Origin of the sequence: Sinomonas atrocyanea (genome assembly GCF_030811715.1) — a bacterium.
Classification (GTDB): domain Bacteria; phylum Actinomycetota; class Actinomycetes; order Actinomycetales; family Micrococcaceae; genus Sinomonas; species Sinomonas atrocyanea_A.
In genome coordinates this window covers 311,929-338,470 of record NZ_JAUSRH010000002.1, presented here as the reverse complement: position 1 = coordinate 338,470, position 26,542 = coordinate 311,929, and the positions used below count along the sequence as shown (strand labels likewise).

Annotated in this window: 20 protein-coding genes and 1 tRNA gene; 6 read left to right on the top strand and 15 right to left on the bottom strand. The window is 71.4% G+C overall.

All coding sequences use genetic code 11. The features are described 5' to 3' along the window. Position 1: 1 nt before the first annotated feature. Together selA and J2W21_RS04375 are read right to left on the bottom strand one after the other, a co-directional pair. Complete coding sequence (selA, locus tag J2W21_RS04380) at positions 2-1,333, bottom strand: L-seryl-tRNA(Sec) selenium transferase (RefSeq protein WP_307113288.1); 1,332 nt, start codon at positions 1,331-1,333, stop codon at positions 2-4. A gap of 38 nt (positions 1,334-1,371) precedes the next feature. After that, a tRNA-Sec gene (locus tag J2W21_RS04375) sits at positions 1,372-1,466 on the bottom strand. Between the two features lie 40 nt (positions 1,467-1,506). On the opposite strand from J2W21_RS04375, the gene selD reads away from it, so the two are divergent. After that, a complete protein-coding gene (gene selD, locus J2W21_RS04370; RefSeq protein WP_307113287.1) occupies positions 1,507-2,532 on the top strand; it encodes a selenide, water dikinase SelD in 1,026 nt (341 codons plus the stop codon). A 54-nt stretch (positions 2,533-2,586) separates the two neighbouring features. On the opposite strand, the gene nrfD is transcribed toward selD, so the two are convergent. The 4 genes from nrfD to J2W21_RS04350 form a co-directional block, all read right to left on the bottom strand. Further along, on the bottom strand, positions 2,587-3,678 hold the full coding sequence (nrfD, locus tag J2W21_RS04365; protein ID WP_307113286.1) for an NrfD/PsrC family molybdoenzyme membrane anchor subunit: 1,092 nt from the start codon (positions 3,676-3,678) through the stop codon (positions 2,587-2,589). Beyond that, positions 3,675-4,676 (bottom strand): 4Fe-4S dicluster domain-containing protein, encoded by a 1,002-nt coding sequence (locus J2W21_RS04360; protein ID WP_307113285.1) that lies wholly within the window; start codon positions 4,674-4,676, stop codon positions 3,675-3,677. Before J2W21_RS04360 ends, nrfD begins: the two co-directional genes overlap by 4 nt. Then, positions 4,677-7,985, bottom strand: coding sequence for a formate dehydrogenase (fdh, locus tag J2W21_RS04355; RefSeq protein ID WP_307113284.1), 3,309 nt, complete (start codon positions 7,983-7,985; stop codon positions 4,677-4,679). It lies immediately after the preceding gene. 90 nt (positions 7,986-8,075) lie between these two features. Next, complete coding sequence (locus tag J2W21_RS04350) at positions 8,076-9,500, bottom strand: NAD(P)H-quinone dehydrogenase (protein ID WP_307113283.1); 1,425 nt, start codon at positions 9,498-9,500, stop codon at positions 8,076-8,078. A gap of 87 nt (positions 9,501-9,587) precedes the next feature. Here J2W21_RS04350 and J2W21_RS04345 point away from each other — a divergent pair, with 87 nt between their 5' ends. Both J2W21_RS04345 and J2W21_RS04340 read left to right on the top strand, forming a co-directional pair. Then, positions 9,588-10,403, top strand: a complete 816-nt coding sequence (locus tag J2W21_RS04345; RefSeq protein WP_307113282.1) for a purine-nucleoside phosphorylase — start codon at positions 9,588-9,590, stop codon at positions 10,401-10,403. Positions 10,404-10,414: 11 nt separating this feature from the next. Then, a complete protein-coding gene (locus J2W21_RS04340) occupies positions 10,415-12,274 on the top strand; it encodes a phospho-sugar mutase (RefSeq protein WP_307113281.1) in 1,860 nt (619 codons plus the stop codon). A gap of 32 nt (positions 12,275-12,306) precedes the next feature. Here J2W21_RS04340 and nirD read toward each other — a convergent pair whose 3' ends face one another. Beyond that, a complete protein-coding gene (gene nirD / locus J2W21_RS04335; protein WP_307113280.1) occupies positions 12,307-12,696 on the bottom strand; it encodes a nitrite reductase small subunit NirD in 390 nt (129 codons plus the stop codon). 304 nt (positions 12,697-13,000) lie between these two features. On the opposite strand from nirD, the gene nirB reads away from it, so the two are divergent. The 3 genes from nirB to J2W21_RS04320 are packed head-to-tail and all read left to right on the top strand — an operon-like array spanning position 13,001 to position 17,881. Further along, positions 13,001-15,622 (top strand): nitrite reductase large subunit NirB, encoded by a 2,622-nt coding sequence (nirB, locus tag J2W21_RS04330; protein ID WP_373423071.1) that lies wholly within the window; start codon positions 13,001-13,003, stop codon positions 15,620-15,622. A gap of 1 nt (position 15,623) precedes the next feature. After that, the gene (gene cobA / locus J2W21_RS04325) at positions 15,624-16,712 is read left to right on the top strand and encodes a uroporphyrinogen-III C-methyltransferase (RefSeq protein WP_307113278.1); all 1,089 of its coding nucleotides are present in this window, start codon (positions 15,624-15,626) and stop codon (positions 16,710-16,712) included. Further along, entirely contained in the window at positions 16,709-17,881 is a 1,173-nt protein-coding gene (locus tag J2W21_RS04320) for a uroporphyrinogen-III synthase (protein WP_307113277.1), read from the top strand. Before cobA ends, J2W21_RS04320 begins: the two co-directional genes overlap by 4 nt. Positions 17,882-18,125: 244 nt before the next feature. Here the strand turns inward: J2W21_RS04320 and J2W21_RS04315 are convergent, their stop codons facing one another. The 8 genes from J2W21_RS04315 to J2W21_RS04280 form a co-directional block, all read right to left on the bottom strand. Next, positions 18,126-19,130, bottom strand: coding sequence for a sugar phosphate isomerase/epimerase family protein (locus J2W21_RS04315; protein WP_307113276.1), 1,005 nt, complete (start codon positions 19,128-19,130; stop codon positions 18,126-18,128). Positions 19,131-19,170: 40 nt separating this feature from the next. Then, positions 19,171-19,437: a putative quinol monooxygenase gene (locus tag J2W21_RS04310; RefSeq protein ID WP_307113275.1), complete on the bottom strand. Its 267-nt coding sequence runs from the start codon at positions 19,435-19,437 to the stop codon at positions 19,171-19,173. Between the two features lie 144 nt (positions 19,438-19,581). After that, positions 19,582-20,763, bottom strand: coding sequence for a Gfo/Idh/MocA family protein (locus J2W21_RS04305; RefSeq protein ID WP_307113274.1), 1,182 nt, complete (start codon positions 20,761-20,763; stop codon positions 19,582-19,584). A gap of 25 nt (positions 20,764-20,788) precedes the next feature. Beyond that, on the bottom strand, positions 20,789-21,610 hold the full coding sequence (locus J2W21_RS04300; protein WP_307113273.1) for a sugar phosphate isomerase/epimerase family protein: 822 nt from the start codon (positions 21,608-21,610) through the stop codon (positions 20,789-20,791). A 14-nt stretch (positions 21,611-21,624) separates the two neighbouring features. After that, positions 21,625-22,758, bottom strand: a complete 1,134-nt coding sequence (locus J2W21_RS04295; protein WP_307113272.1) for a Gfo/Idh/MocA family protein — start codon at positions 22,756-22,758, stop codon at positions 21,625-21,627. 2 nt (positions 22,759-22,760) lie between these two features. Next, a complete protein-coding gene (locus J2W21_RS04290; protein WP_307113271.1) occupies positions 22,761-23,747 on the bottom strand; it encodes an ABC transporter permease in 987 nt (328 codons plus the stop codon). A 1-nt stretch (position 23,748) separates the two neighbouring features. After that, entirely contained in the window at positions 23,749-25,254 is a 1,506-nt protein-coding gene (locus J2W21_RS04285) for a sugar ABC transporter ATP-binding protein (protein WP_307113270.1), read from the bottom strand. Positions 25,255-25,317: 63 nt separating this feature from the next. Continuing rightward, positions 25,318-26,472: a substrate-binding domain-containing protein gene (locus J2W21_RS04280; RefSeq protein ID WP_307113269.1), complete on the bottom strand. Its 1,155-nt coding sequence runs from the start codon at positions 26,470-26,472 to the stop codon at positions 25,318-25,320. Between the last annotated feature and the right edge of the window lie 70 nt (positions 26,473-26,542).

Here is a 26,542-nt window from a genome sequence, read left to right as displayed (position 1 = left end):
CTCAGCCCGCCGCGCCTGCGCCAGTGGCCTCGAGGGCTGCCAGTGCCCGCCGCACTGCCGTCAGGATCCGGTCGTCATCCCCTTCGGGCACGCACCGCAGGTCGAGCAGGCAGGAGCCATTGTGGACGCGCGGCAGCACGGCGGGATCGCCGGCGCGCAGGAGGCCGGCGAGCCCCTCGGGAAGGCGGAGCGCCCACCCCGGCAGCGCGAATCCGGGGGCACCGCCGCCCCCGACCCGGCCCTCGTGCGCCACGACGGGTGCCCCGAGTTCTCTGGCGAGCCGCTCGGTGCGGCGCCGCAGCTCTGCGACGTCGGCGTGCAGCGCCTGGACGACGGGCGGCGCCTCGCCGGCGACAGTCGCCTCCAACGCGGCGAGGGAGAGCTTGTCGGCGCGGACGGCCCGGGCGAGCGGGTGGCGGGACAGCCGCTCAATGATCTCCTTCCGGCCGAGAAGCAGCCCCGCCTGGGGGCCTCCCAGCAGCTTGTCGCCGCTGGCGATGACGACGTCGGCCCCGCTCGCCAGCGCGGTGGCGACGTCGGGCTCGTCCGGCAGGTGCGGGTCGGGGGCCAGCAGGCCGCTGCCCAGATCGGCCACGAGCGGCAGCCCGTTCGCGGCCGCCAGCGAGCTCAGCTCACCGAGGCCGACGGCGGAGGTGAATCCGTCGACCCGGAAGTTGCTCGGGTGGACCTTGAGGATGCACCCCGTGGCCGGTCCGACAGCCTCCGCGTAGTCGCGCAGGTGCGTCCGGTTGGTCGTGCCCACCTCGCGGAGCACTGCGCCCGTCGACTCGATGAGGTCCGGCAGCCGGAAGCCTGCACCGATCTCGACGAGTTCGCCGCGGCTCACCACCACCTCCCGGCCGGAGGCAAGCGCTGTGGTGGCAAGCACCAGCGCCGCGGCTCCGTTGTTGACCACCAGGGCGTCCTCGGCGGCGGGGCACGCGGAAAGCAGCGCGGCCCGGGCGCCCGCACCGCGCCGGGAGCGCCGCCCGTCCGCCAGGTTCAGCTCCACGTCGACGTAGCCGCTGGCTGCGACGAGGGCGTCGACCGCGGCGGCGGACAGGGGTGCACGGCCGAGGTTGGTGTGGACGATGACGCCGGTCGCATTCAGCACCGGGCGAAGGGTCGTCGCCCTGCGTGAAGTCACGGCGGCGAGCAGAGCGGGCTCCACCTGCGCGGGGGCGATGTCGCCGCGCCGCGCCTGCGCCTGGATGTCGCGGACGAGGTCCCTGACCACCGACTCGCTCAGCCGACTCCGGGCTTCACGGACGGCTGGCAGGGCCAGCAGGTCGTTCGTGCGGGGAATCAGCCGCCGCGGATCGATCTGGTCCACAGCGCCTCCTCGTTGCACGGCATGTCCCCGCCGCTGGTTGGCGGTGGCGGACGGGAATCGAACCCGCCAGGCCGAGATGCTCGGCCTCACCGGTTTTGAAGACCGGGGGGCCCACCAGGACCCGGACGCCACCGCACCCCAATGTAGCAGGCACACGGCGGTAGGCTGGCCGGGTGAACGAGGCCCCCACGTCCCTGCCGAAGTCCGACGCCGGCGCCGCCGCCGCGCCCCGGCTCACCGGCTACGCCCATGGCGGCGGCTGCGCCTGCAAGATTCCGCCCGGGGAGCTCGAAGACGTGGTCCGCGGCCTCGTCGGCCAGCCCGGTGCGGACGTGCTGGTCGGCCTCGACAGCGGCGACGACGCCGCGGCCGTCCTGGTGCGTGACGACCTGGCGGTGCTCTCCACCGCCGACTTCTTCACTCCGGTCGTGGACGATGCCTTCGACTGGGGCCGGATCGCGGCAGCCAACGCGCTCTCGGACATCTATGCGATGGGCGGGCGCCCGATCATGGCGGTCAACCTCGTGGGCTGGCCCCGCGGTGTACTGCCGGCAGAGCTGATGGCCGAAGTGCTCCGCGGCGGTCTGAGCATCGCCGCCGAGGCGGGCTGCCCGGTGATAGGCGGGCATTCCATCGATGATCCCGAGCCGAAGTACGGCATGGCGGTCACCGGCGTCGCTCCCCCGGACCGGCTGCTGCGCAACGACGCCGCGACGCCGGGTCTGCCGATCACGCTGACCAAGCCGATCGGCGTCGGGCTCCTCAACAACCGGCACAAGCAGACCGGTGAGGTGTTCGCCGAGGCGGTGGCGACGATGACGAGCCTCAACCGCGACGCGGCGCAGGCCGCGGTGGCGGCCGGCGTGCAGGCGGCCACGGATGTGACGGGATTCGGCCTGCTGGGGCACCTGTACAAGATGTGCCGTGCCTCCGGGGTGGGCGCAGCGATCGACCTGAAGGCCGTGCCGCTCCTCGAGGGCGCGCTGCAGGCGCTGCGGGACGGCTTCGTCTCCGGCGGGACCCGGCGCAACCTCGACTGGGTGCGGCCGCAGGTGCGGACCGCGTCCGGGGTCACCGAAGACGATCTGCTCCTCCTGGCGGACGCGCAGACCTCCGGCGGCCTGCTCGTCGTGGGCGAGCTGCCCGGGTACCCGGTGATCGGCCACACCACCGTGGAGGAGGGCCTCGAGATCCGGTAGACCGCGATCCGCTCGACGTCGGCCCGCGTCAGCCGGCGGTGTCAGCCGGCGGTGTCAGCCGGCCGTGGTGATCGAATCGTCGGTGATGCCAGCCGCGCGGCGGGCGGCGAGCCGCTTCTTCTGCGGCTCGATCGTGTAGCGCGGATCCTTGGCGGAGGAAAGGCCGGCCTCGAACACGCCGAAGCGGGTGAGGGCGGAGGCGGCCAGCAGCGCCAGTCCCGAGGCTGCGGCCACCGCACGGCTGCGTCCGGCGAGCAGCGTCCCCAGACCGCCTGCCGCCGCCAGCCGTTCGCTCCACTTCAGCATGGCGCCTGCCTTGCCCTGGTGCAGGGGCTCAGCCGCGACCGGGTCCATCCGGTGCTCCATCACGCGCGTCGCCACCAGGTCGCCCACCACGCCCAACGCCGCGAGCGTCCGGGCGGGACCGGCCTCCGCGATGGGGGTCGTGATCATGGCGAGCCCGGCGGAGGCGAGCGTCGCCGAACTCACGAAGACGAACGGCAGGTCGTTGTGCGCGGCATTCCACGTGGGGGTGGCGGTGTCAGCGAGCAGCACCGCCGTGTACGCCGCGAGCGGCCCCCCGAAGAGCGCGGCCTCGAAGCCCGCCGGCCCCTCCACGGCCTGCAGCACGGGCCGCAGCGGGCCCAGCGGCAGCCGCTTCCCGCTCATGCGGTCGACCTCGGCCACCGCCGCGACGGCCGTGCCGGCGCTGAACGCGCTGAGGATCCACGAGCCGACGCTCATCGGCGAGGTCACCTTGAAGGTCCGCAGCATGTGCAGGAATCGCTCTGGCCGGCCCAGGTCCTTCACGAGGGCGACGGCGCCGACGCTGACGGCCGCCAGGGCACCCAGCCGGGCATTCCTGCGCAGCGTGGGGCGACCGGTGAGCTGCCCGCCGAGCCCGAGCAGCGCGGACCCGCCGGCGACGCCGCCGAGGAACAGGTAGGCTGCCACGTCGTCGCCCCACGGCGCCGGCTTGACCACGGGACGGCCGTAGTACGAGGTGAACTCGGGCTCCGGGACCATGGGCATCTCACGGGAGCCGTCACCGCCGCCGTTCCGGCGGCCCGCGCCACGCCTGCCATCAGGACGACGGCGCCGGACGGGCTCGGTGGGGCGGAAGCTGTCGAAATCCGAGTGGGTCACGCCCGTCCTCTCCAGAAGGCCAACGCGGCTGCGGCCACCATGCCTGCTACGGCCATACCGGCACGCCGGTACATCTGCGGCAGATCCGCCGTGGGCACCCGCGGGTCCGGCGGGAGCCCGTAGACCTCCGGCTCGTCGAGCAGCAGGAAGACCGATCCTGTTCCGCCGACGCCGTCGAGCTCGTTCGCGCCGTAGAGCCTGGCTTCGGTCATCCCCTGCGCATGCAGGGTGGCGACACGCTCCTTCGCGGTCTCCACCATGTCGTCGTGGTCGCCGAACTTGATGGACGTCGTCGGACAGGCCTTGGCGCAGGCAGGGGTCTCGTCCGCCAGCAGCCGGTCGTAGCACAGCGTGCACTTCTGGGCGACGCCGACGTTGGGGACGGCGGGATGCCCGGCGTGCTGCTCCTCCCGCTCGGCGGCGACTGCGACGGTGCCGTCGCTGCGGCGCTCGATCACGCCGAAGGGGCACCCTGCCACACAGGTCCCGCAGCCGTTGCAGACGTCGTCCTGCACCACCACCGTGCCGAACTCGGTGCGGAAGAGCGCCCCGGTCGGGCAGACATCAAGGCACCCGGCGTGCGTGCAGTGCTTGCAGACATCGGAGGACATCAGCCACCGGAAGTCGGCCGTGTCCGGCGGCGTCCTGTCCGCCTCGGACAGGTCCGGTGCGGCGTCCGCGGGCGGGCCGATCCGGGGCATGCCCAGGTTGACGAGCGCGCGCCCGGATTCCCTGGCCTCGGCAATGCGCTCCTGGCCCTGCTCAATGAAGGCCACGTGCCGCCAGGTGCTTGCTCCCAGCGCCCCCGTGTTGTCGTAGGAGGACCCGAGCAGCTCCAGGTTGCCGTCCTGGGGGTTGTGGTTCCACTCCTTGCAGGCGACCTCACAGGCCTTGCACCCGATGCAGATGGAGGTGTCGGTGAAGAACCCCTTGCGCGGATGGGTGTGCTCCCAGTGGGCATCGGCGGTGGGGTCGGTCGGTCCGGCCAGCTGGCCCATCTAGTCCTCCCTCGTCGGGTCGATGCCTTCGGCCGCCGGATCGGTGACCGCCTGGTTCCCGGTCTCGACCGTGGTCCCGGCCCGCCCCTGGTACTCGGCGACCAAGGCGAGCAGTTCCGCGCCCCGGGGCCGGCGGCCCGGCCGGATGTCGCAAGAGGCGACCTTGGACTCCTGGATCTGGACGTTGGGGTCCAGCGTCACGCCCAGCAGGTCGTTGGCTGCGTCGCCGCTGACGACGGCGTTGGTCCCGACGCCCCAGTGGTAGGGCAGCCCGATCTGGTGCACCGTGTGGCCGCCCACGGTCAGCGGCGACATCCGCTCCGTGACGATCACCTTCGCCTCGATGGCAGACCGCGGCGAGATGATCGTGGCCCATCCGTAGGGCTCGAGCCCTACCTCAGCGGCCAGCTCCGGGGAGACTTCGCAGAACATCTCCGGCTGCAGCTCCGAGAGGTACGGCAGCCAGCGGCTCATCCCTCCGGCCGTGTGGTGCTCGGTGAGCCGGTACGTGGTGAACACGTAGGGATACACGTCCGCCCCGCTCGTCCCGGCGCTCGGGGCGCTGAGGTTGTCCGGACGGGGGAACCTGAGCCGCGCAGGACTCTGCTGCTGCGGGTACAGCGCGTTGGCGACCGGGGATTCCTGGGCCTCGTAGTGGGTGGGCAGGGGCCCGTCGACGAGGCCGGTGGGCGCGAACAGCCAGCCCTTGCCGTCGGACTGCATGATGAAGGGATCGTCACCGCTGAGGGCGGCGGGACCGCCGAGGGCTGGGTCGGGCTGACTGCCCGGCGCCCGGTCCACCGGGAAGTCCGGGATGTCGTCGCCGACCCACCGTCCCTGCTCCTGGTCCCACCAGATGTACTTCTTCCGCTCGCTCCACGGCCTTCCGGCCGGGTCCGCGGAGGCGCGGTTGTAGAGGATCCGGCGGTTGGCCGGCCACGCCCAGCCCCACTCGGGGGCCGCGGGCCCCTGCTCGCGGCCCGGCTTGCGGTTGGCGGCATGGTTCGTCCCGTCGGCGTACACGCCGGTGTAGATCCAGCAGCCCGCCGAGGTGGAACCGTCGGCGCGCAGCTCGGTGTACGCCGAGAGCGGCTTGCCCGCCTCCGGTCCCCCGAGGTGGCGGCCGTTGATCTCCGCGAGCACCGACTCCGGGTCGGGGTCGCCGTGCTCGTCCGTGGGGTAGTCCCACGTGAGGTCGAGCAGCGGACGGTCACGTTCGTCCTCGGAACCGGCCAGCTTCTCTCGGATCCGCTGGCCCAACTCGTAGAAGAACTGCAGCTCGCTCTGGCACTCCCCGGGCGGCGTGACTGCCTGGTGCCGCCACTGGAGCAGCCGCTGGGTCTGGGTGAACGAGCCCGCCTTCTCCACATGGGTCGCTGCCGGCAGGAAGAACACCTCGGTCTCGATGTCCTCGGTGCGCAGTTCGCCCGATTCGATCTCCGGGCCGTCCTTCCACCAGGTGGCCGACTCGATGAGGTTCAGGTCCCGCACCACGAGCCACTTCAGGTGCGACATGCCCAGCCGCTGCATGCGCCCGTGGGCCGAGCCCACGGCCGGGTTCTGTCCGAGGATGAAGTAGCCCTCCACTTCGTCCTCGAGCATGCCCATGACCGTCTCGTAGGTGCCGTGCGCGCCGGTCAATCTCGGGAGGTAGTCGTAGGCCCAGTCGTTCTCCGCCGTCGCGGAGTCTCCCCACCAGGCCTTCAGCAGGCTGACCGTATAGGCGTCGGCGTCGGCCCAGTAGCCCTTCTGCTTCTTCGACGCGATCGCGTCGAGATACTCGCTGAGCGTGTCGTGGCGGCCGGCGCTGGGCACCGGCAGGTACCCGGGCAGCAGGTTGAAGAGCGTCGGGATGTCGGTGGAGCCCTGGATGCTGGCGTGGCCGCGCAGCGCCATGATGCCGCCGCCCGGGCGGCCGACGTTGCCGAGCAGCAGCTGCAGGATCGCGGCCGCGCGGATGAACTGGGCTCCCAGGGAGTGCTGGGTCCAGCCCACGGCGTAGGCGAAGCAGGTGGTCCGCTCGCGCCCCGAGTTCTCGGTGATGGTGCGGGCCAGGTACTCGAAGTCCGCGACGTCGAGGCCGCACATGTCCTGGACCATCTCCGGGGTGTAGCGGGCGTAGTGCCGCTTGACGATCTGGAAGACGGTCCTGGGGTCCTGCAGGGTGTCGTCGCGCTGCACGTGAGCATGCTCCAGAGAGGGACCGCCGCTGCCGAACGTGTGGCCGGCGGCACGCGCCGAGGCCTCCACGCCGTGCTCGGAGCTGGCTCCGGGCTCGGCGATCGAGCCCCCCTCGTCCTCCGCATATCCCCACGACGACTTGTCGTAGGCCCCGGTCTCCGGATCGAAGCCGGAGAACAGGCCGCCGAGGTCCTCGGCGTCGCGGTAGTCCTCGTGGACCAGCGTGGCCGCGTTGGTGTACGCGCTCACGTACTCCTTGAACCAGAGGTCATGCGTGATGACGTAGTTGATGAGCGCGCCCAGCAGGACCACGTCGGAGCCGGCACGGATCGGAAGGTGCCTGTCCGCTACCGCAGAGGTGCGGGTGAAGCGCGGGTCGATGTGGATGACCTTCGCTCCGCGCGCCTTGGCCTCCGCCACCCACTGGTATCCCACAGGGTGGCACTCGGCCATGTTGGACCCCTGGATGATGATGCAGTCGGCGTTGGCCATGTCCTGCAGTGACTGCGTCGCGCCACCGCGTCCAAACGAGGCTCCCAAACTGGGAACCGTGGCGGAGTGTCAAATGCGGGCCTGGTTCTCGGTCTGCACCGCCCCGGCAGCCGTGAACAGCTTCTTGATCAGATAGTTCTCTTCGTTGTCCAAGGTCGCCCCGCCGAGCGAGGCGATGCCCATGGTGCGGCGCAGGAGCCGGCCCTCGCCGTCCTCCTGCTGCCAGGTCCTGCGGCGCGTCTCGATGAACCGGTCCGCGATCATGTCGACGGCGGTGTCCAGGTCCAGGTGCTGCCACTCGGCCGAACGCGGCGCGCGGTAGAGCACCCGGGTCTGCCGGCCCGGGGAGTTGACGAGCTGCTCGCTGGCGGAGCCCTTGGGGCACAGGCGGCCCCGCGAGATGGGCGAGTCCGGATCACCCTCGATCTGGACAACCCTCTCGTCCTTGACGTAGACGCGCTGCCCACATCCGACGGCGCAGTAGGGGCACACGCTCTGCACCACACGGTCGGCCGTGGCCGTCCGGGGGGCTATCGCCTTGGTCCGGGGCGAGGTGACCGAGGGCCCGCGGCCGAGCAGATCGCCGGTGCGCATCTGCCGGACGACGGGCCATTCAAGGAAGCTCCGCGGTGCCATGGTTGCGAGCATAGCCCACATGAGGGTGCGTGCGGCAGGACCTGCCCTCCCCCGGTGCGGCGGCACGCTGCGCACCGGGGGACTGCCGGGCTACATGTGCACGTGCAGGCGGCGCGCGGCCTCCGAGAGCGAGCCGGACAGCGACGGGTAGACGGCATAGGTGTTCGCGACGTCGTCCACGTGGAGCTTCTGCTCGACGGCCATCGCGAGGCCGAAGATGAGCTCCGAGGCGTTCGAGCCCATCACGACGGCGCCGATCACGGTCCCCGATCCCTTGCGGGAGATGATCTTGACGAACCCGTCGGTCGTGTTGCGCATCTTGGCGCGGGCGTTGCTCTTCAGGCGCAGCGTCACGATGTCGCCGGCGATCTTGCCGCTCGTGACGTCCGCCTCCGAGGCGCCCACCGAGGCGATCTCCGGCGAGGTGAAGATGTTCGACGCCACGTGGTTGAGGTTCAGCGGCGTCACCTGGTCGCCGAGGATGTGGGCGACCGCGATGCGGCCCTGCATCGCGGCGACGGAGGCCAGGGCGAGGACCCCCGTGCAGTCGCCGGCCGCGTAGACGCTGGTCGCGGAGGTGCGGGAGACGCCGTCGACCTTGATGTGCCCGCTCTCGCTGACGGCGACGCCGGCCTGCTCGAGCCCGATCCCGTCCGTGTTGGGGATGGAGCCGACGCAGAGGAGGCAGTGCGAGCCGGTCACCTTCGTGCCGTCGCCGAGGGTGACGACGACGCCGTCCTCCGTGCGCTCTACGGCCTCGGCCCGCGACCGCGAGAGGACCCGCACCCCGCGCCGGGTGAAGACCTTCTCGAGCAGCTCGGCGGCGTCCGTGTCGGAGCCGGGGAGGACGCGGTCGCGGGAAGAGATGAGGGTGACCTTGCAGCCGAGGCCGTTGTAGGCGGAGGCGAACTCGGCGCCCGTCACGCCCGAGCCGACCACGATCAGCTCCTCCGGAAGCTCCTCGAGGCTGTAGATCTGCGCCCAGTTGAGGATCCGCTCGCCGTCCGGGCGCGCGGTGGGCAGCTCACGCGGGTGGGCGCCCACGGCGAGGATGACGGCGTCGGCCTCGATCCGCTCGGTGCCGTCCACCGTCACTGCCTCGATCACGCTGCCGTCCACGAGGCGGCCGGAGCCCAGGACGACCCTGACGCCCTGCGCCTCGAGCCCGGCGCGGATGTCCTCCGACTGCTGGCGGGCGAGGCCGAGGAGGCGGTCGTTGACGATGCGGAGGTCTGCCCTGAGGTCTGAGCGCTTGAGCGAGTCCCCGCCGCCGGAGGCCAGGCGCAGGCCGAGCGCCGCCGAGGCCTCCTCCACGCGGGTCATGAGGTCGGAGGTCGCGATGAGGGTCTTGGAGGGCACCACGTCGGTGAGCACTGCGGAGCCGCCGAGCCCGGCGCGCTCCACGATCGTGACCCGGGCGCCGAGCGACGCGGCGACCGAGGCCGCCTCGTAGCCGCCGGGTCCGCCGCCGAGGATTGCAATGTGGGGGGCCGCGAAGTCAGGGTTCATCGTCACGGACATCCATTGTGCCCTGCGGGAGGCAGTGCGGGCCATTGCGTGCCGCGTATGCCCCCGCCCGGGCGCGGTTGGTAGGTTCTACCTGTGACCACAACGGCAACCGCCACCGGGCCCTTCGAGCTCGCCCGGGCCGCGGCAGACCATATTGCCCGCGCCACGGGCGTGCGGCAGCACGACCTCGCGCTCGTCCTCGGCTCCGGCTGGGGCGGCGCGGCGGACCTCATCGGGGAGACGACGGCGACCCTCCCCTCGTCCGAGGTCCCCGGCTTCTCCGCCCCAGCGGTCGAGGGCCATGTGGGCACCATCCGCTCGGTGCTCACCGCCGACGGCAAGCGCGCCCTCGTGCTCGGCGCCCGGACGCACTACTACGAGGGCAAGGGCGTGCGCGCCGTGGTGCACGGCGTCCGCACCGCGGCGGCGGCGGGCTGCCGGGTCCTGACCCTCACCAACGGCTGCGGCGGCCTCAACCCCGAGTGGGCCCCGGGCACCCCGGTGCTCATCAGCGACCACATCAACCTCACCGCGACGTCTCCCCTCGAGGGCGCGACGTTCGTGGACCTGACGGACCTCTACTCGCCGCGGCTGCGCGCCGTGGCCCGGTCCGTCGACCCGAGCCTCGCCGAGGGCGTGTACGCCCAGTTCCCCGGCCCGCACTACGAGACGCCGGCCGAGGTGCAGTACGCGAAGCGGATCGGCGCGGACCTGATCGGCATGTCCACCGCGCTCGAGGCAATCGCCGCCCGGCATGCGGGCCTGGAAGTCTTCGGCATCTCGCTCGTGACCAATCTCGCCGCGGGCATCAGCCCCGAGCCCCTCAGCCACGAGGAGGTCCTCGAGGCCGGGCGCGCCGCCGGCCCGCGCATCTCGCGCCTCCTCGCCGACGTCCTCGCCGCGATCTGAAGGACCTTCCCATGAGCACCACACCTGCCGGCACCTCCGGGCTCGCCGAGCTCGTCTCCCGCGCCGAGGTCTGGGCCTCGGCCGATCCCGACCCGGCAACGGCGGCCCAGCTGCGCGAGGTCCTCGCGCGTGCCGCCGAGCCTGAGGGCTCCCCCGCGCGCGACGCCGCGCGGCAGGAGCTCGCCGACTCCTTCGCCGGGACCCTGCAGTTCGGCACGGCCGGGCTCCGGGCGGCGCTGGGGCCGGGCCCGAACCGCATGAACCGCGTCACGGTGCGCCGCGCCGCGGCGGGAGTGGCCGCGTTCCTCGTCCGGAAGGTCGCCGGCGCTGGGGCCGGCGCCGCGGACGGCGGCCGGCCGCGCGCCGTCGTCGGCTACGACGCCCGCACCAACTCGGACGTGTTCGCCGAGGAGACGGCGGCGGTCTTCACCGCGGCGGGCATCGAGGCGTACCTCATGCCGTCAGCACTGCCGACGCCGGTGCTCGCCTACGCGCTGCTGGCGCTCGGGGCCGATGCGGGCGTCATGGTGACGGCGAGCCACAACCCGCCCCAGGACAACGGCTACAAGGTCTACCTCGGCGGCCGCGCCGTGGACGAGGCCGGGCGCGGGGCGCAGATCGTCGCCCCGGTCGATGCGGAGATCTCCGCGCTCATCGACGCCGCCGGGCCCGTCGGCGCCATCGCGCTCGCCGACTCCGGCTGGACCACGCTGCCTGCGGGCATCGCCGCGGACTACCGGGACGCCGTCGTGCGCCTCGCCGACCCCGAACTCTTCCCGGCGCGGGAGCTGCGGATCGTCCTGACGCCGCTGCACGGCGTGGGCGGCGGGACGGCCGCCGGCGTGCTGCGCGCGGCCGGGTTCGAGGACGTCTCGCTCGTACGCGAGCAGGCCGAACCCGACCCCGCCTTCCCCACCGTGGCCTTCCCCAATCCGGAGGAGGCCGGGGCGCTCGATCTCGCCCTCGAGGCGGCCCAGGCCGCGGGCGCGGACCTCGTGATCGCCAACGACCCGGACGCCGACCGCTGCGCCGTCGCCGCCCCGGATCCAGCCTCGGGCGAGTGGCGCATGCTCCGCGGAGACGAGGTAGGGGCACTGCTCGGCTCGCACATGGTCCGCCGCCTGGGGCGCGGCCAGGGCCTCACGGACGACGCCGCCCCCGCGGCCGCCGCCGACGCCTCGCCTGCCGCCTCCCCCGCCGCCCCGCCCCCGGCCGCCGCCGAACCTGCGGGCCCCGTGTTCGCGAACTCGATCGTGTCCTCACGGCTGCTGTCCCGCATCGCCGCCTCCGCCGGGATCGCGCACCGCGAGACCCTCACGGGCTTCAAGTGGATCTCCCGGGTCCCCGGGCTCGTGTACGGCTACGAGGAGGCGCTCGGCTACTGCGTCGCGCCCGGGCTCGTGAAGGACAAGGACGGGATCTCCGCTGCGCTCCTGGTGGCCGAGATGGCCGCGGAAGCGAAGGCGCAGGGCCAGACACTCTTCGACCGGCTCGACGCGCTGCACGTGCTCCACGGGGTCCACCTCACCGACCAGCTCAGCGTCCGCGTGGCGGACCTGGGCCTCCTCGAGGCGATGATGACCCGCCTGCGGCAGGACCCGCCGGCGTCCTTCGCGGACTCCCCGGTCGAGACGGCGGTGGACCTCTCGGAGGGATCCGAGCAGCTGCCGCCCACCGAGGGGCTGCTGTGGGCCACGCGGGACGCGACCCGGGTGATCGTCCGGCCGAGCGGCACCGAGCCGAAGCTCAAGTGCTACGTCGAGGTGGTCCGCCCGGTGGACAGCTCCGCCGAGCTCGCCGAGGCCCGGCAGGCCGCGCGGCAGGCGATGGACGCCGCCCTCGACGACGTGCGCGAGGCCCTCGGGCTGTAGGCGGCGAGCCGCCCGGACGGCGTCGGCCGGGATCAGGCCGCGATCTGGACCATGCCGTCGACCACGCGCGCCCGGAACGCGGCGAGGGGCGCGCCCGGGGCGTCGAGCCGCTCGCCCGTCGCGAGGTCGTAGACCTGCTTGTGCAGCGGGGACGCGATCGTGGGGCGGTCGCCGCGGGAGCCGACGATGCCGCGGGCCATCACATACGCCTCGCTCGCAGGATCGCGCTGCTCGACGGCGTAGACCTCGTCAGTGGGGAGGCGGAACACTGCGACCTGACGGCCGGCCACGAGCGCCGCCTCGCCCCAGTTCGGCTCAAGGTCGGCAAGCGTGCAGACGCTGTGCCAGACGCCGCCCGAAGGGGCGGAACCGGCGTGGTCCCGGAGGGCGTCCGTGCGGGGTGCTTCAGCTGTGATCGTCATGGCTCCACGCTACGGAGCGGGCCGTTTCGCCCGGGTTGAGCCCGCATGACGGCTGCGTAAAACCGGCCTCACCTCCTGCGAAACATGCCCGTGACAGCGAAGTCAACGGTCCGTTACATCCGGGCAACTGACACGAAATCGCGCCTTCCTAGGGTGGAGGAAACCGCGCCGGCACGCCGGCATCCCCCTACGGAAGGCACCGACCGTGAGCACCAGCCCGCTCGAGACTCCCACTCCCGGCGCCGGCCCGCGCCGCGTCGTCGTGATCGGCGGCGGTCCCGCCGCCCACCGCTTCGCCGAGGCCATGGCCGCCCGCGGCCTCGACGCGTCCGGCGGCTTCCAGGTCACCGTGGTCACCGAGGAGGACCACCTCCCCTACGACCGGGTAGCGCTCTCCAAGGCGCTCACCGACGATCCGGGCAACGTCGACCTCACCCTGGGGTCGCCGTCGCTCTGGGACACGGCGGGGGTCGCCCTCCGCACCGGCACGAGGGCCGTGGGCCTCGACACCGCGTCCCGCACCGTGCTCGTGGAGGGCCGCGGCGCCGCGGAGGAGCTGCCCTACGACGAGCTCGTCCTGGCCACGGGATCGAATGCCGCGCGCCTCCCCATCCCGGGCGCCGAGCACACGCACGTCTACCGCACACTCGAGGACGTCTGGTTCCTCCGCGCGGAGATCGGCCGCCTCGGCCAGGCCCTCGGCCGCCCGCCGCGCGTCGCGGTGATCGGGGGCGGGCTTCTCGGCATCGAGGCCGCCGCGGGGGCGCAGTCGCTCGGCGCGGAGCCCCTCATCATCGACGGCTCGCCGTGGCCCATGAACCGGCAGCTCGACGAGGGCGCCGGCCAGGCGCTCACCCGGCTCATCGCCGCGAAGGGCTTCACGCTGCACGGCGGGGTCTTCCCTTCCGAGGTGCACACGGACGACGCCGGCGCGGTCACCGGGGTGCTCATGGCGGACGGGCGCCTCGTGCCGGCGGACCTCGTGGTCGTCGCGATCGGCGTCCGGCCCCGCGACGAGCTCATCCGCGCGGCCGTGGAGGCGGCAGCCGCAGAGTCCGGCGGGTCCGGCGCTGCGGCGACGTTCGAGGTCGGGCCGCGGGGCGGCGTCGTGATCGACGAGACGTGCGCGACCGGCGCGCCCAACGTGTGGGCGATCGGCGAGGTCGCGAGCTTCGGCGGCATGTGCCTGGGGCTCGTGGCGCCGGCCAACACGATGGCCGAGATCGTCGCGGACCGCCTGCACGGCGGCGAGGCCACGTTCCCCGGGTTCGACACGGCCACCAAGCTCAAGCTCTCCGGCGTGGACGTGGCGAGCTTCGGCGACGCGTTCGCGTCCGAGCCGGGCGCGCTCGAGATCGTCTACGCCGACCCGGCCCGCGGCGTCTACCAGAAGATCGTCACGACCGACGACGCGCGCACGCTCCTCGGCGGCATCTTCGTCGGCGACGCCTCCCCCTACTTGAGCCTGCGCCCGCTCCTGGGCCGCGAGCTCCCCGCCGAGCCCGGCGCCTTCCTCACGGCGTCTTCTGCTGGCGCAGACGGCGGCGGAGCGCCCGAGGTCGAGCTCCCCGACGACGCGATCCTGTGCTCGTGCAACAACGTTGCGGCGGGAACCCTCAGGGACGCCGTCAACGCCTGTGGGGTCTGCGAGGGAGCGGACCCGGTGCAGGACGTGGCCGGGCTCAAGGCCTGCACCCGCGCCGGGACGCAGTGCGGCTCGTGCGTGCCCATGATCAAGAAGCTCCTCGAGGCCGAGCTGACCAAGTCCGGCGTGAGCGTGAGCAAGGCCCTGTGCGAGCACATCCCGCTCTCGCGCCAGGAGCTCTTCGACCACATCCGCGTCGCACAGCTGACCTCGTTCGAGGACATCATGTCCCGGTACGGCACGGGCGCGGGCTGCGACATCTGCAAGCCGACCATCGCCTCGATCCTCGCCTCCCAGCACTCGGCCTACGTGCTCGATGCCGGCCGCGGCACCCTCCAGGACACCAACGACCGCGCCCTGGCCAACATGCAGAAGGACGGCACCTACTCGGTGGTCCCGCGCATCCCCGGCGGCGAGATCACCCCCGAGAAGCTCGGCGTGATCGCCGCCGTCGCGCAGAAGTACAACCTCTACACGAAGATCACGGGCGGCCAGCGGATCGACATGTTCGGCGCGCGGCTCGAGCAGCTCCCGGACATCTGGGCCGAGCTCATCGCGGCGGGCATGGAGTCCGGGCAGGCGTATGGGAAGAGCCTGCGGACCGTGAAGAGCTGCGTCGGGTCGACGTGGTGCCGCTACGGCCAGCAGGATTCCGTGGGCATGGCCATCCAGCTCGAGCTGCGCTACCGCGGCCTGCGCAGCCCGCACAAGCTCAAGCTCGGCGTCTCCGGCTGCGCGCGCGAATGCGCCGAGGCCCGCGGCAAGGACGTGGGCGTCATCGCGACCGCGGACGGCTGGAACCTGTACGTGGGCGGCAACGGCGGCGCGACCCCCGCGCATGCCCAGCTGCTGGCCAAGGACCTGGACGACGACACGCTCATCCGGTACATCGACCGCTACTTCATGTACTACATCCGCACCGCCGACCGCCTGCAGCGCACCGCGCGCTGGCAGGAGGAGCTCGACGGCGGCCTCGAGCACGTGCGCCAGGTGGTCGTCGAGGACTCGCTCGGGATCGCGGAGGAGCTCGAGGCCGCGATGGCCACGCACGTGGAGCACTACGAGGACGAGTGGGCGGCTACCCTGAAGGACCCCGAGCGGCTGCGCCGCTTCCGTTCCTTCGTCAACGCCCCGCACGCCGCCGACGACTCGATCGTGCACGTCCCCGAGCGCGATCAGATCCGGCCTGCCACCGCCGCCGAACGCGTCTCCCTCGGCGCGACCATCCCCGTCCGCACCGGCGCCGCTGCCGCGGCTGCCGGCACCGCCCAGGAGGCCTGACATGCAGATCACCCTGTCCCTCGAGGGCCTTCCCGTCGTCGTCCTCGGCGAGCATGACGAGTCCCGGCAGGCCCTCGCGCGCTACCGGACGGCGGGAGCGTGTCTGACCTTCTTCGCCTCGCCCGAGGCCTACATGACGGCCCCCGCCGTGCCCGCCAGGCCCGCACTCGTGGCAGTGGTGGGGCGCCCGGACGCGCACGACGCCGCGTGGCAGCCCGTGCTGGACCACTACCGCAGGCTCGGGGTCCCGCTCGTCACGGAGCCGCCGGCGGGCCGCCGCGGCCACGTGACCCTCGTGGGCGGCGGCCCCGGGTCCCGCGGGCTGCTCACGGTCGAGGCCGTCGAGGCGCTCCGCGATGCCGACATCGTCCTGTTCGACCGGCTCGCCCCCTGGCGCGAGCTCCCCTCGCTCACCACCGCCCGGCTCGTCGACGTCGGCAAGCTCCCCGGGCACCACAAGGTGCCGCAGGAGGAGATCAACCGGCTGCTCGTCGACTACGCCACGTACGGCCTCACCGGGCGCCCCGCGAACGTGGTGCGCCTCAAGGGTGGGGACCCCTTCGTGTTCGGCCGCGGCGCCGAGGAGGCCGCCGCCTGCGCGGCCGCGGGCGTCCCCGTGCGCGTCGTGTCCGGGATCTCGAGCTCGATCGCCGTGCCCGCGGCCGCGGGGATCCCTGTCACCCACCGCAACGTCAGCCACTCGTTCACCGTCATCTCCGGGCACGCCCCGCTGACCGACGCCGAGCACCTCCACCTTGCCGGGCTCGCGGCGGAAGGAGGGACCGTCGTCGTCCTCATGGGCATCGCCACGCTCCCCCACCTCGCCGCCGGGCTGCGGCGGGCGGGCTTGGGCCTCACGACGCCGCTCGCCGTGGTCGAGCGCGGCCACCAGTCGGGCCAGCGCACCACCGTCACCGACCTCGGCAGCGCCGAGGCGGACACGGGCCGCTGCGGCAACCCTGCCGTGATCGTCATCGGGGACGTCGTGCGGGCGGCAGGGCCCGGCGCCCGGGCGGGCGCGGCGTACACCGCCGAGCTGCGGGGGCTCGTCGGCGCCCTCGCGGAGCAGCCGGCCGGGAGCCCCGCATGAGCGCCGCCGCGGTGCGGCCGGACGACGCGTGCCCGGGACCGGCGGCAGGGGGCGCGCTCGGCGGCCTCCTGCGCGGCTTCCGCGTGGGCGTCACCTCGCACCGGCGCTCCCAGGACCTGATCGAGGCGCTCGAGCGGCGGGGCGCGGAGGTCCTGCACGCCCCGGTGCTCACGATCGCGCCGGTGGACCAGGACCAGGGCCTCCTCGAGGACACCCGCCGCACCATCGCCGCCCGGCCGGACCTTGCCGTCATCACCACGGCCTACGGCATGCGGCGCTGGCTCGAGGTGGCCGACGCCGCGGGGCTCGGCGACGCGCTGCAGGAGTCCCTCGCCGGCGCCTCGCTCTACGTGCGCGGCCCCAAGGCCCGCGGCGCGGTCCGCGCGGCCGGGCTCGCCGACGTCGGCATCGCCAACGACGAGACCACCTCCACGCTCGTGGACCTCGTGCTGCGCGACGCCGGGGGCCGGCTCGACGGCCGGCGCGTCGTCGTCCAGCTGCACGGCTACACCGACCGGGGCCAGCTCGACCGGCTCCGCGAGGCAGGGGCGGAACTCGTCACCGTCACCCCCTACCGGTGGGTGCGGCCGGAGGGCGACGACCGCGTCGAGACGCTCATCGCTGCCGTGTGCGAGGGCGCCCTCGACGTCGTGACCTTCACGAGCGCCCCGGCCGTGGACGCCCTGTTCAGCACCGCCCACGAGCTCGGAGTCCACCGCGAGCTCGTCGGGGCACTGCGCCGGCGGGTGGCGACCGCCGCCGTCGGCCCCGTCACCGCCGCGCCCCTCGAGGCCGCCGGCCTCAGCCCGTGGATCCCGGAGCGGTTCCGCATGGGGGCTCTCGTCAAGCTCGTCACGGACAACCTCGAGCGGCGGGCGGTGCGCAGCGTCGAGACCCCGGCGGGGACCGTGGCGCTGCGGGGCCGGGCCGTCACGGTGGCCGGGTCGGAGCTGTTCCTCCCGCCGGCGGCGATGCTGCTCTTCCGGACGCTGCTGGATGCCGGGGGCGCCGTGGTGCCCCGCGAGACCCTCGCCCGGCTCGTCTCACCGTCAGCCTCGAACCACGCCCTGGACATGGCGGTCAACCGGCTGCGCGGGGCGCTGCCGGACCCGCAGCTGGTGCAGACCGTGGTGAAGCGCGGGTACCGGCTGCGCGTCGCGGCCGGCTGAGGCCTGGCCCCACACAGGCAAGAGCTGCCCACGCCTCGTATGCGTCGTGTTTGTCGAATGCGGTGCGGGCGCCTGTGAACGGCTGGATGAGCAGAACGGTCCCGCCTGCCAGGACCTCCCCTACGATTCCGGCACAGACAGGCCTACCGTCCAGGCGCAGTTCAATCTGGCGGCCGGTGAGGGTCGACCAGTCGTCGATACGTATCAGCATCGTTCCTCACCCCTCTGGGACATCTGGTCGCTGTCAGGTCTGGTTGCTGAAGGCGGCGTCGAAGGAGGCGGTGGCGGGGGCGAAGTCGAAGCGCTTGAGGGCGTTGAGGGCTTCGGGGGCGCCGATGAGGCGGTCCATGCCGGCGTCCTCCCATTCGATGCTGATGGGCCCGTCGTAGCCGATCGCGGTCAGGGCGCGGAAGCAGTCCTCCCAGGGGACGTCGCCGCGGCCGGCGGAGACGAAGTCCCAGCCGCGGCGGGGGTCGCCCCAGGGCAGGTGGGAGGAGAGGATGCCGGCGCGGCCGTTGCCCATGCGCATCCGGGTGTCCTTGCAGTCCACGTGGTAGATCCGGTCGGGGAAGTCGGTGATGAACGCGACCGGGTCCAGGCCCTGCCACATCATGTGGGAGGGGTCCCAGTTCAGCCCGAACGCGGGCCGGTGGCCGATGGCCTCGAGCGCCTTCTGGGTGGAGACGTAGTCGTAGGCGATCTCGCTCGGGTGGACCTCGTGGGCGAACCGGACCCCGCACTCGTCGAAGACGTCCAGGATGGGGTTCCACCGGTCGGCGAAGTCCTGGTAGCCGGCCTCGATCACGGCCGCGGGGACGGGCGGGAACATGGCCACGTACTGCCAGATGCTCGAGCCGGTGAACCCGACGACGGTCTTGACCCCGAGCGCCTTGGCCAGGCGGGCGGTGTCCTTGAGGTCCTCGGCGGCGCGGGTGCGGACGCCCTCGGGGTCGCCGTCGCCCCACACGGCCGAGCCGACGATCCCCTGGTGGCGGAAGTCGATCGGGTCATCGCACACGGCCTGGCCCTTGAGGTGGTTCGAGATCGCGTACAGGCCCAGGCCGTGGCGGGCGAGGATGCCCAGGCGCTCGTCGATGTAGGCCTGATCGTCCCAGCGGGAGGCGTCGAGGTGCTCGCCGGAGACGGCGATCTCGAGGCCGTCGTAGCCCCAGCCGGCGGCGAGCTCGGCGACCGCCTCGAGCTTCAGGTCGGCCCACTGGCCGGTGAACAGGGTGAACGGGCGGGGCATGGGGTCTCCTCGGATGGTGGGGCTCTCAGCTCGCGGGCTCTCAGCTCACGGGGGTGATGCTTGTGACGGTGAACGGCTGTGCGAGCAGGTCCACCGAACTGCCGACGAATTCTCGGACGTGTGCCTGCTCGTTGTGGCTGTCGAGGTCGGCGTGGCTGTCCCAGCCCTCGATCAGGACGAATCGTCCGTCGGCCTCATAGACGCTGTATTCGATACAGCCTGGGTCCTTGCGGCTCGCCTGCTGGAGCTCGTGGAGAGCGGTGCGCAGCTCGGCGGCGCGGTCTGGTCTGGGGGTGAAGACCGGCATCAGCCAGGCTTCCTGCGCCGCCGGTCCTGCTGGATTGCAGTCTGCTGGACTGTGGTCTGCTGGAGATGAGGGATTCATCTTTCCTCCTGCTGGGGGCAGAGGTGGGGGCAGGCCTGCTGTCCCCACCTCTGGGTGCTGTCCGCGCTAGTCCGCGAGTTCCGCAACGCGGGGTACGTCGACCCACGCGTCCTTCTCCGCCGAGGCGACGATCGCGTCGTCGATGAGGGCAGTCTGGTATCCGTCGGCGAAGTTCGGGCTCACACTGGTGCCCTCGGCGATGGCCTTGAAGAAGTCGTGCGCCTCGATGATCTTCGTCTCGCCGTAGCCGATGCCGAGAGCGGGGATCGGCCAGAGGCCGTCTCCGTAGGGGTGGGCTGGCCCTGTGTAGACGGTCCGGAAGCCGCGGCGGTCGCCGCCGTCGTTCGCGAAGCAGACCTGGAGCTCGTCCCGGCGCTCGTAGTTGAAGACGATGCTGCCCTCGGTGCCGTGGATCTCGAACGTGATGAAGTTGTTCCTCCCCCACCCATTGCGGGTGGCCTCGATGGAACCGACGGCCCCGTTGGCGAAGCGGACCATGGTCATGACCTCGTCATCGACGTCGACGTCACCGCGCGGCCCGTCGCCTCCCCGGACGTTCCCGAGCGCGTCAGCCCCGCCGGACTGCAGGGGCCGATCAGGAATCCATGTCGAGAGGATCGAGTTGACGGAGGCGAACTCGCCGACGAGGTAGCGGGCCATGTCGATGACATGAGTGGCGATGTCTCCGAGCGCGCCGGAGCCGGCGACGGACTTCTGGAAGCGCCACGACAGCGGGGAGTTGGGGTCGGCGCTCCAGTCCTGCAGGTAGGTGCCGCGGAAGTTCAGGATGCGGCCGATCGCGCCCTCTTCGATGTACTTCTTGGCAAGGGCGACGGCGGGAGTGCGGCGGTAGTTGAAGGCCACCATGTGGACGATGCCTGCGTCCTTGACCGCGTCGTACATGGCCTTGGACTCCTCGCCGGTGCGGGCCAGGGGCTTCTCGCAGATGATGTGCTTGCCTGCCTGGGCTGCGGCGATCGCGATCTCGGCGTGGAGGTGGTTCGGCGTGGCGATGTCCACGACGTCGATCTCCGGGTCTTCGACGACCTTGCGCCAGTCCGAGGTCGACTGCTCGAAGCCGAAGCGGCGGGCAGCCTCGGCAGCGAGGTCCTCGGTCGCCTCGGCGATCGTCTTGCGGACGGGCATGGCCGGGGCCGGCCAGAAGAACATGGGCATCGCCGAGTAGGCGAGCGAATGGGCCTTGCCCATGAAGCCGCCTCCGATGAGGCCGACGTTGAGGTTCTTCATGACGTGTTCCTTTTCGATGGGGGGGTCAGGAGTGGAGGAGGTCGTCGAGGTACTTCTTGCTGATCTCGGCGGCAGCGCGGGGGTCCCCGTCGTACTCGTCGAGCTCGACCATGAGCCAGCTGTCGTAGCCGCTCTCCTTGATGGCCTGGACGATGTCCGTAAGGTCGAGGACGCCCTCGCCCAGCGGCAGGAATCCGAACGGGTCCGTGCGGAGGTCCTTCAGGTGCACATGGCGGAGGCGCTCAGGGTATTTGCGGATCATGGCCGCGGGGTCGGCGCCGCCGGCGGCCAGATGCGCCGTGTCGGGGCAGAAGCCGATCCTGGTCAGCAGCATCAGGCGCTCCAGCTCGTCGGGGCCTTCGACGATGGTGCTGAGGTGCGGGTGGTAGCTGGCGGCCAGGCCGGCTCCTTCGGCGATGTCCACGACCCGGTCGAGCGCTTCGCCGAGGCGCTGGTAGTCCTCGTCCCTGGTCCCCGCGGCGCGCCGCGCGCCACCGCCGACGACGAGGCGCTCAGCCCCGAACATCGCCGCCAGTTCCGCGGACCGCTGGATGCGGTGCAGCTCGTCGGGGAGGATGTCAGGGTAGATGAAGTTCGCCCCGGTGTAGACGCTCACGAGCGTGACGCCCGCGTCCTCGAGGAGGTCGCGGAGCTCCCCGGGCCGGTCCGCGTACTCGACGAGATTGCCGTCGAACATCTCCACGCCCTCGTAGCCGACTGAGGCAATGTCCTTCACGGCCGTCTCCATCGAACCGTGCGTCATGTAGAAGAGGTCCTTGACGCTCGTGACCCCGACGGGATGCCCGACGACGCCGCCCCACGTGATGGTGCAGTATCCGAGTTTCATTGGCTGTGGCCCTTTCAGATGGTGGTGTGAGCGCGGCGGGCCGGCTCGTCCTGCATGGGAGTAGCGACCCATCCGCCCCTCTGGGCTGAGGCGATGATCGCCTGGGTGAGCTGGGCCGCGCGGAGCCCGTCGGCGAAGGTGGGGAGCCCGTCAGGTGCGTTGCCGCGCACAGCCTCGTAGACATCGGCGACGAACGCGTTGAAGCTGTCCTGATAGCCCTGCGGGTGGCCGGCGGGGAGCCGGGCATACCGCCTCCCGGCCTCGGTGGCGAGGGTGTCGCGGCCAGCGGCCACCCGGGTGGAGGCCGCTGTCCGTCCCACCCAGAGTGTGTCCGGCTGCTCCTGGTCGAAGCTCAGGGACGCATCGGTCCCGTCGAAGGAGAACCAGAGCCGGTTCTTCCGGCCCGGGGTGACCTGGCTGACCACGACAGACCCCGTCGCACCCTGGTCGGTCTCGAACAGCACACTCGCTCCGTCCTCGGTGGTGACCGGGGCGGAGCCCCCATCGCCGAGCCGTTCAGCAAACGCCTGCGAGGTGGAGGCGACGAGCCGGGTGATCCGCTGCCCGGTGACGAATTCCATGAGGTCGCACCAGTGCACGCCGATGTCGCCGAAGGCCCGGGACGCCCCTCCCCTCGTGGGGTCGACGCGCCAGTTCGTGGTCTGGGGGCTGGCGAGCCAGTCCTGCAGGTAGGAGCCGTGCAGGAGCCACAGGCGGCCAGCGTCTCCACGGCAGACGAGGCTTCGCGCCTCTCGGACGGCAGGGTAGAACCGGTACACGAAGGGCACGGATGCAATGCTTTCGTGGCGCTGGGCCAGGGCTGCGAGCTGCACGGCATCCTCAACCGAGGTCGCGAGGGGCTTCTCGCACACGACCGCCTTGCCAGCTGCGAGGGCCCGCTCCGCATACTGTGCGTGCGTCGCGTTGGGGCTGCAGATGTGCACGACATCGACGTCGTCCCGATCGATCAGGGCCTCCGGCGAAGCTGCTGAGTGGGCGGCGCCGAGGACGGCTGCCGCGCGTTCCGCACCCGCCGTCGTCCGGCCCGCGACGGCACTGAGGGTGCCGCCCGCGGCCCGCACGGCGTGCGCGTGGACCTCGCCCATGAATCCCGTGCCGATGATCCCGGAGCGGAGTGGCGCGCCCACAGCTACTTCTTCCGGGCCAGAGCGACGGCCAGGATGATGATCGCGCCGCGGACGACCTGCTGCTGGCTGCTGTCGAGTCCGGCGAGGATCAGGCCGTTGTTGATGAGGCCGATCAGGAGCGAGCCGAACAGCGTCCCGATCACCGTCCCGGAGCCTCCGAACAGACTGGTGCCGCCGAGGATCACGGCGGCGATGGCCGAGAGCTCATCACCTGTGCCCCACTGGAAGCGGCCGGACTGGAGGCGCCCCGCGTAGAGCATGCCCGCGATGCTCGCGACGATGCCCGAGATCAGCAGGACCTGGAACTTGATGCGCTTGGTGTTGATGCCGGTGAAGTCGGCTGCGGTGCGATTGCCTCCGGTTGCGAGGACCTGCCGGCCGAACTTCGTGCGGGACAGCACGACCGCGCCGGCCGCCACGAAGAGGGCGGACCACAGGACGAGGCCTGGGACCGGGCCAATGTTCCCGGAGCCGAAGAGCGTGTTGAACGTGTCGTCGAGGATCGGCTGCGGAGCCGATGCGGTGACCCACTGGGCAGCCCCGACCGCGATCCCCATCATGCCCAGGGTCACGAGGAACGAGGGGATGCCCAGCAGGCTCACGAGGCCGCCGTTGATCGCGCCGACGATCACCCCCATGGCGAGGCCTGCCAGGATGCCCGGCACGAGGCCCCACTGGGAGATGCCCATGGCGGTGGCGACGCTCGAGAGGCCGGCGGTCGATCCGACGCTGAGGTCGATCTCGGCGCACGAGATGACGTAGGTCATCCCGACCGCGATGACCGTGATGGTCGCGGTCTGCCGGAAGATGTTCAGCAGGTTGACGGCGGACAGGAAGCCCTGGTCGTGGAGGAGGATCGCGAAGAACGCGAAGACCACGACGAAGCCGATGTAGATGACGTAGCGGCGCCAGTCGAGCTTCCTCAGCGTCTCGCCGAAGCTCGGCGACGCCGGCGACTCGATAGTGGCCGCGGGGGCTGTCTTGCTCATGTCAGACTCCCTGGACTGCGAGTTGGAGGGACTCCTCGTCGGCGATGTCGCCGCGAGGCAGATCTTGGATGATGGAGCCTTCCTTGAGGACGAGGACTCGGTCGCTCACCGCAAGGAGTTCTGGGTATTCGGAGGAGATGACGATCACCGCTTTGCCGGTGCTCGCGAGGTCCCGGATCATGTCGAGGATTTCGCTCTTCGTTCCGATGTCGACGCCGGCCGTCGGCTCGTCGAGGATGAGCACCTCAGGCTCGGTGCCCAGCCACTTGGCGATGACCACCTTCTGCTGGTTGCCGCCGGAGAGGAGCCTGACGGGCCGGTTCGGGTGGGCCACCTTCACCGCAAGCTTGTCGATGAGCGAGGACGAGAGCCTCTTGCCCTCGCCGATGTCCAGCAGCGGGCCACGGCTGATGCTGCCGAGGAGGGGCAGCAGAAGGTTGTCGCGCACCGAGTGCTCCAGGACCAGGCCCTGGGCGCGCCGGTCCTCGGGAATCAAGGCCAGCCCCGCCGCGATCGCCTGCTTGGGTGAGCCGATCGTGACCTTCTTGCCCTTGATGAGGATCTCGCCGCTCGTGGCCCTGTCGATGCCGAACAGGGTGCGGGCCAGTTCGGTGCGCCCGGAGCCCATGAGGCCTGCGAGTCCGAGGATCTCCCCGGGCCGCAGGGCGAAGGAGACATCGCGGACCTTGGGCCCGGAGGTGAGCCCGCGCACCTCCAGGAGCGGAACGCCGTCGTGCGGCGCGTGCTCCCGTTCGCGGTAGGCGAGCTGCCCCTCGATCTTCTTGCCGACGATGCCCTCGACGATCTGCTCGGGCGTCACGGCCGAGAGCGGCTCGGTGAGCAGGCGCCGACCGTCGCGCAGGATCGTGATGCGGTCTGCGATCCGGTACACCTCGTCCATGCGGTGGGAGATGTAGATGATCGAGATGCCGCGCGCCTTGAGACGGTCGATGAGCTCGAAGAGTGCCTCGGTCTCGTGTTTGGCCAGGCTCGCGGTCGGCTCGTCCATGATGAGCACCCTCGCGTTCTGGGACAGTGCCTTGGCGATCTCCGTGAGCTGCCAGTACGCCGTGCCGAGGCGGGAGACCTCGGCCTTGGGGTCCACCCTGACCTCCATCTCGTCGAAGATCTTCTTGGCCCGGCGCACGGCCTCGCGGTCGTCGATGAAGCCCCCGGCCAGAGGTTCCGAGGCCAGGAAGATGTTCTGCGCGACGGTGAGGCTCGGCACGAGGCTGAATTCCTGGAAGACCATTCCGATTCCGGCGGACTTCGCATCTTGGATCGAATTGATCGCGGCAGGCTCCCTGTCGATGAGGATCTCGCCGGCATCGGCCTGGTACACGCCCTGCAGGATCTTCATCAGGGTGGACTTGCCGGCGCCGTTGCCACCCGCGAGCGCGTGGACTTCGCCCTTGTGGACTTCGAAGTCGACCTCCTTCAGGACCGGCACCCCGTTGAAGGCCTTGGAGATGGACCGCATCTCGACGGCATTGTCTGGCGTAGTCATGGGTTGTCCCTCCCGGGCGGGGGCGTGAGCCACCGCCCGACTGCTTCTGCTGCTTCTTGCCCGCTACTTCTTGTAGGAGCTCTGGAGGTCCGCGGGGGCGTCGGCGTGGTAGACCTGCTTCCAGGCGTCCAGGACGTTCGAGTGGTCCACGGGCAGGGCGCTCAGCGCCACGTAGGCCGGCTCCTTCTTGCCCAGCAGCGATCCGGCCGCGATCTGGGCCTCGGTCACACCCTGGTCAAACGGGACCTGAGCCCCGAGGCCTACCACGAGGTCGTTCTTCGCGAGCGCGATGGCGACGTTCTTGCCGAGGTCCTCGGTCGCGATCTTGAGGTCCTGGCGGCCTGCAGCACGTGCCGCCGCCATGACACCCTCGGCCGGGACGTCCCACACGGCCCAGATGCCCGAGAGATCGGCGTGCTTGCTCAGCATCGCGTTCGCCGCGGCCTGCGCGTCTCCGGCGAAGTCAGGGCCGGCGATGCCCTTCTCCTCGACGATCTGGATGTCCGGGTAGTCCTTCGCGATGGTGCTCTTGAAGCCCTGGTAGCGCTGCTGGGTCACGAAGAAGTCGGCCTGGTGGAAGATGACTCCGATCTTGCCCTTGCCGCCGAGTGCCTTGGCCATCTCGTGCGCGGAGACCACGCCGTTGCCGTAGTTGTCCGCTGAGACGTCGGAGACGTAGTCCTTGCCCGCGACGAAGCCCTGCGGGACGTTGTCCATGAAGACCAGCTTGGCCCCGGCCTGGGCGGCCTTCCGGTAGGCGGTGGCGGTCGCGACGGGGTCGGTGGGGATCGAGACGATGATGTTCGGCTTCTGGGTCATGACGGTCTCCAGGTCGGAGACCTGCTTGTCCGGCTTGAAGTCGGCATCCGTTGTGGCGATGACCTTGATGCCGAGCTTCTCGAACTCGCTCTTGAGGCCGGCAATCTGCGCTGTGGCCCAGTCATTGCCGCCGTAGTGCATGACGATTGCGGCCGTGGCGCCCATGGCCTTGACCTTGGCGATCTCCTCCGGGGTCAGGGTCGTGGCTGAGGCCGGCGATGGGGTCTCGCCGTTGGGACCCTTGCTGAGCACCTGGCCGGTCACCTGCCTGAGTGCGGTCTCGGCCTTCTGGGAGACGGCCGAATCCGTTCCTCCGGCGGCGCTCGTCGATGAGCTGCATCCAGCGGCGCCCAAGGTGATGGCGGCGGCCGCTGCGAGGAAGGCTGTTCTGCGAATCATGAGGTGCTCCAGTCCTGTTGGGGAGGGGAAGGGTGCTGCTGGATCGACGCTCTCCGGGGCCGTGCCCTGA

Excerpts from the sequence above, each read along its gene's own strand:
- J2W21_RS04310 (WP_307113275.1), bottom strand. The coding sequence starts at position 19,437 with ATGCCGGTCTTCACCCCCAGACCAGACCGCGCCGCCGAGCTGCGCACC.
- J2W21_RS04300 (WP_307113273.1), bottom strand. The coding sequence starts at position 21,610 with ATGAAACTCGGATACTGCACCATCACGTGGGGCGGCGTCGTCGGGCAT.
- J2W21_RS04305 (WP_307113274.1), bottom strand. The coding sequence starts at position 20,763 with ATGAAGAACCTCAACGTCGGCCTCATCGGAGGCGGCTTCATGGGCAAG.
- nirB (WP_373423071.1), top strand. The coding sequence starts at position 13,001 with ATGGCCGCCCGCGGCCTCGACGCGTCCGGCGGCTTCCAGGTCACCGTG.
- cobA (WP_307113278.1), top strand. The coding sequence starts at position 15,624 with ATGCAGATCACCCTGTCCCTCGAGGGCCTTCCCGTCGTCGTCCTCGGC.
- J2W21_RS04280 (WP_307113269.1), bottom strand. The coding sequence starts at position 26,472 with ATGATTCGCAGAACAGCCTTCCTCGCAGCGGCCGCCGCCATCACCTTG.
- J2W21_RS04320 (WP_307113277.1), top strand. The coding sequence starts at position 16,709 with ATGAGCGCCGCCGCGGTGCGGCCGGACGACGCGTGCCCGGGACCGGCG.
- J2W21_RS04340 (WP_307113281.1), top strand. The coding sequence starts at position 10,415 with ATGAGCACCACACCTGCCGGCACCTCCGGGCTCGCCGAGCTCGTCTCC.
- nirD (WP_307113280.1), bottom strand. The coding sequence starts at position 12,696 with ATGACGATCACAGCTGAAGCACCCCGCACGGACGCCCTCCGGGACCAC.
- J2W21_RS04360 (WP_307113285.1), bottom strand. The coding sequence starts at position 4,676 with ATGGGCCAGCTGGCCGGACCGACCGACCCCACCGCCGATGCCCACTGG.
- J2W21_RS04315 (WP_307113276.1), bottom strand. The coding sequence starts at position 19,130 with ATGCCCCGCCCGTTCACCCTGTTCACCGGCCAGTGGGCCGACCTGAAG.
- J2W21_RS04290 (WP_307113271.1), bottom strand. The coding sequence starts at position 23,747 with ATGAGCAAGACAGCCCCCGCGGCCACTATCGAGTCGCCGGCGTCGCCG.
- J2W21_RS04285 (WP_307113270.1), bottom strand. The coding sequence starts at position 25,254 with ATGACTACGCCAGACAATGCCGTCGAGATGCGGTCCATCTCCAAGGCC.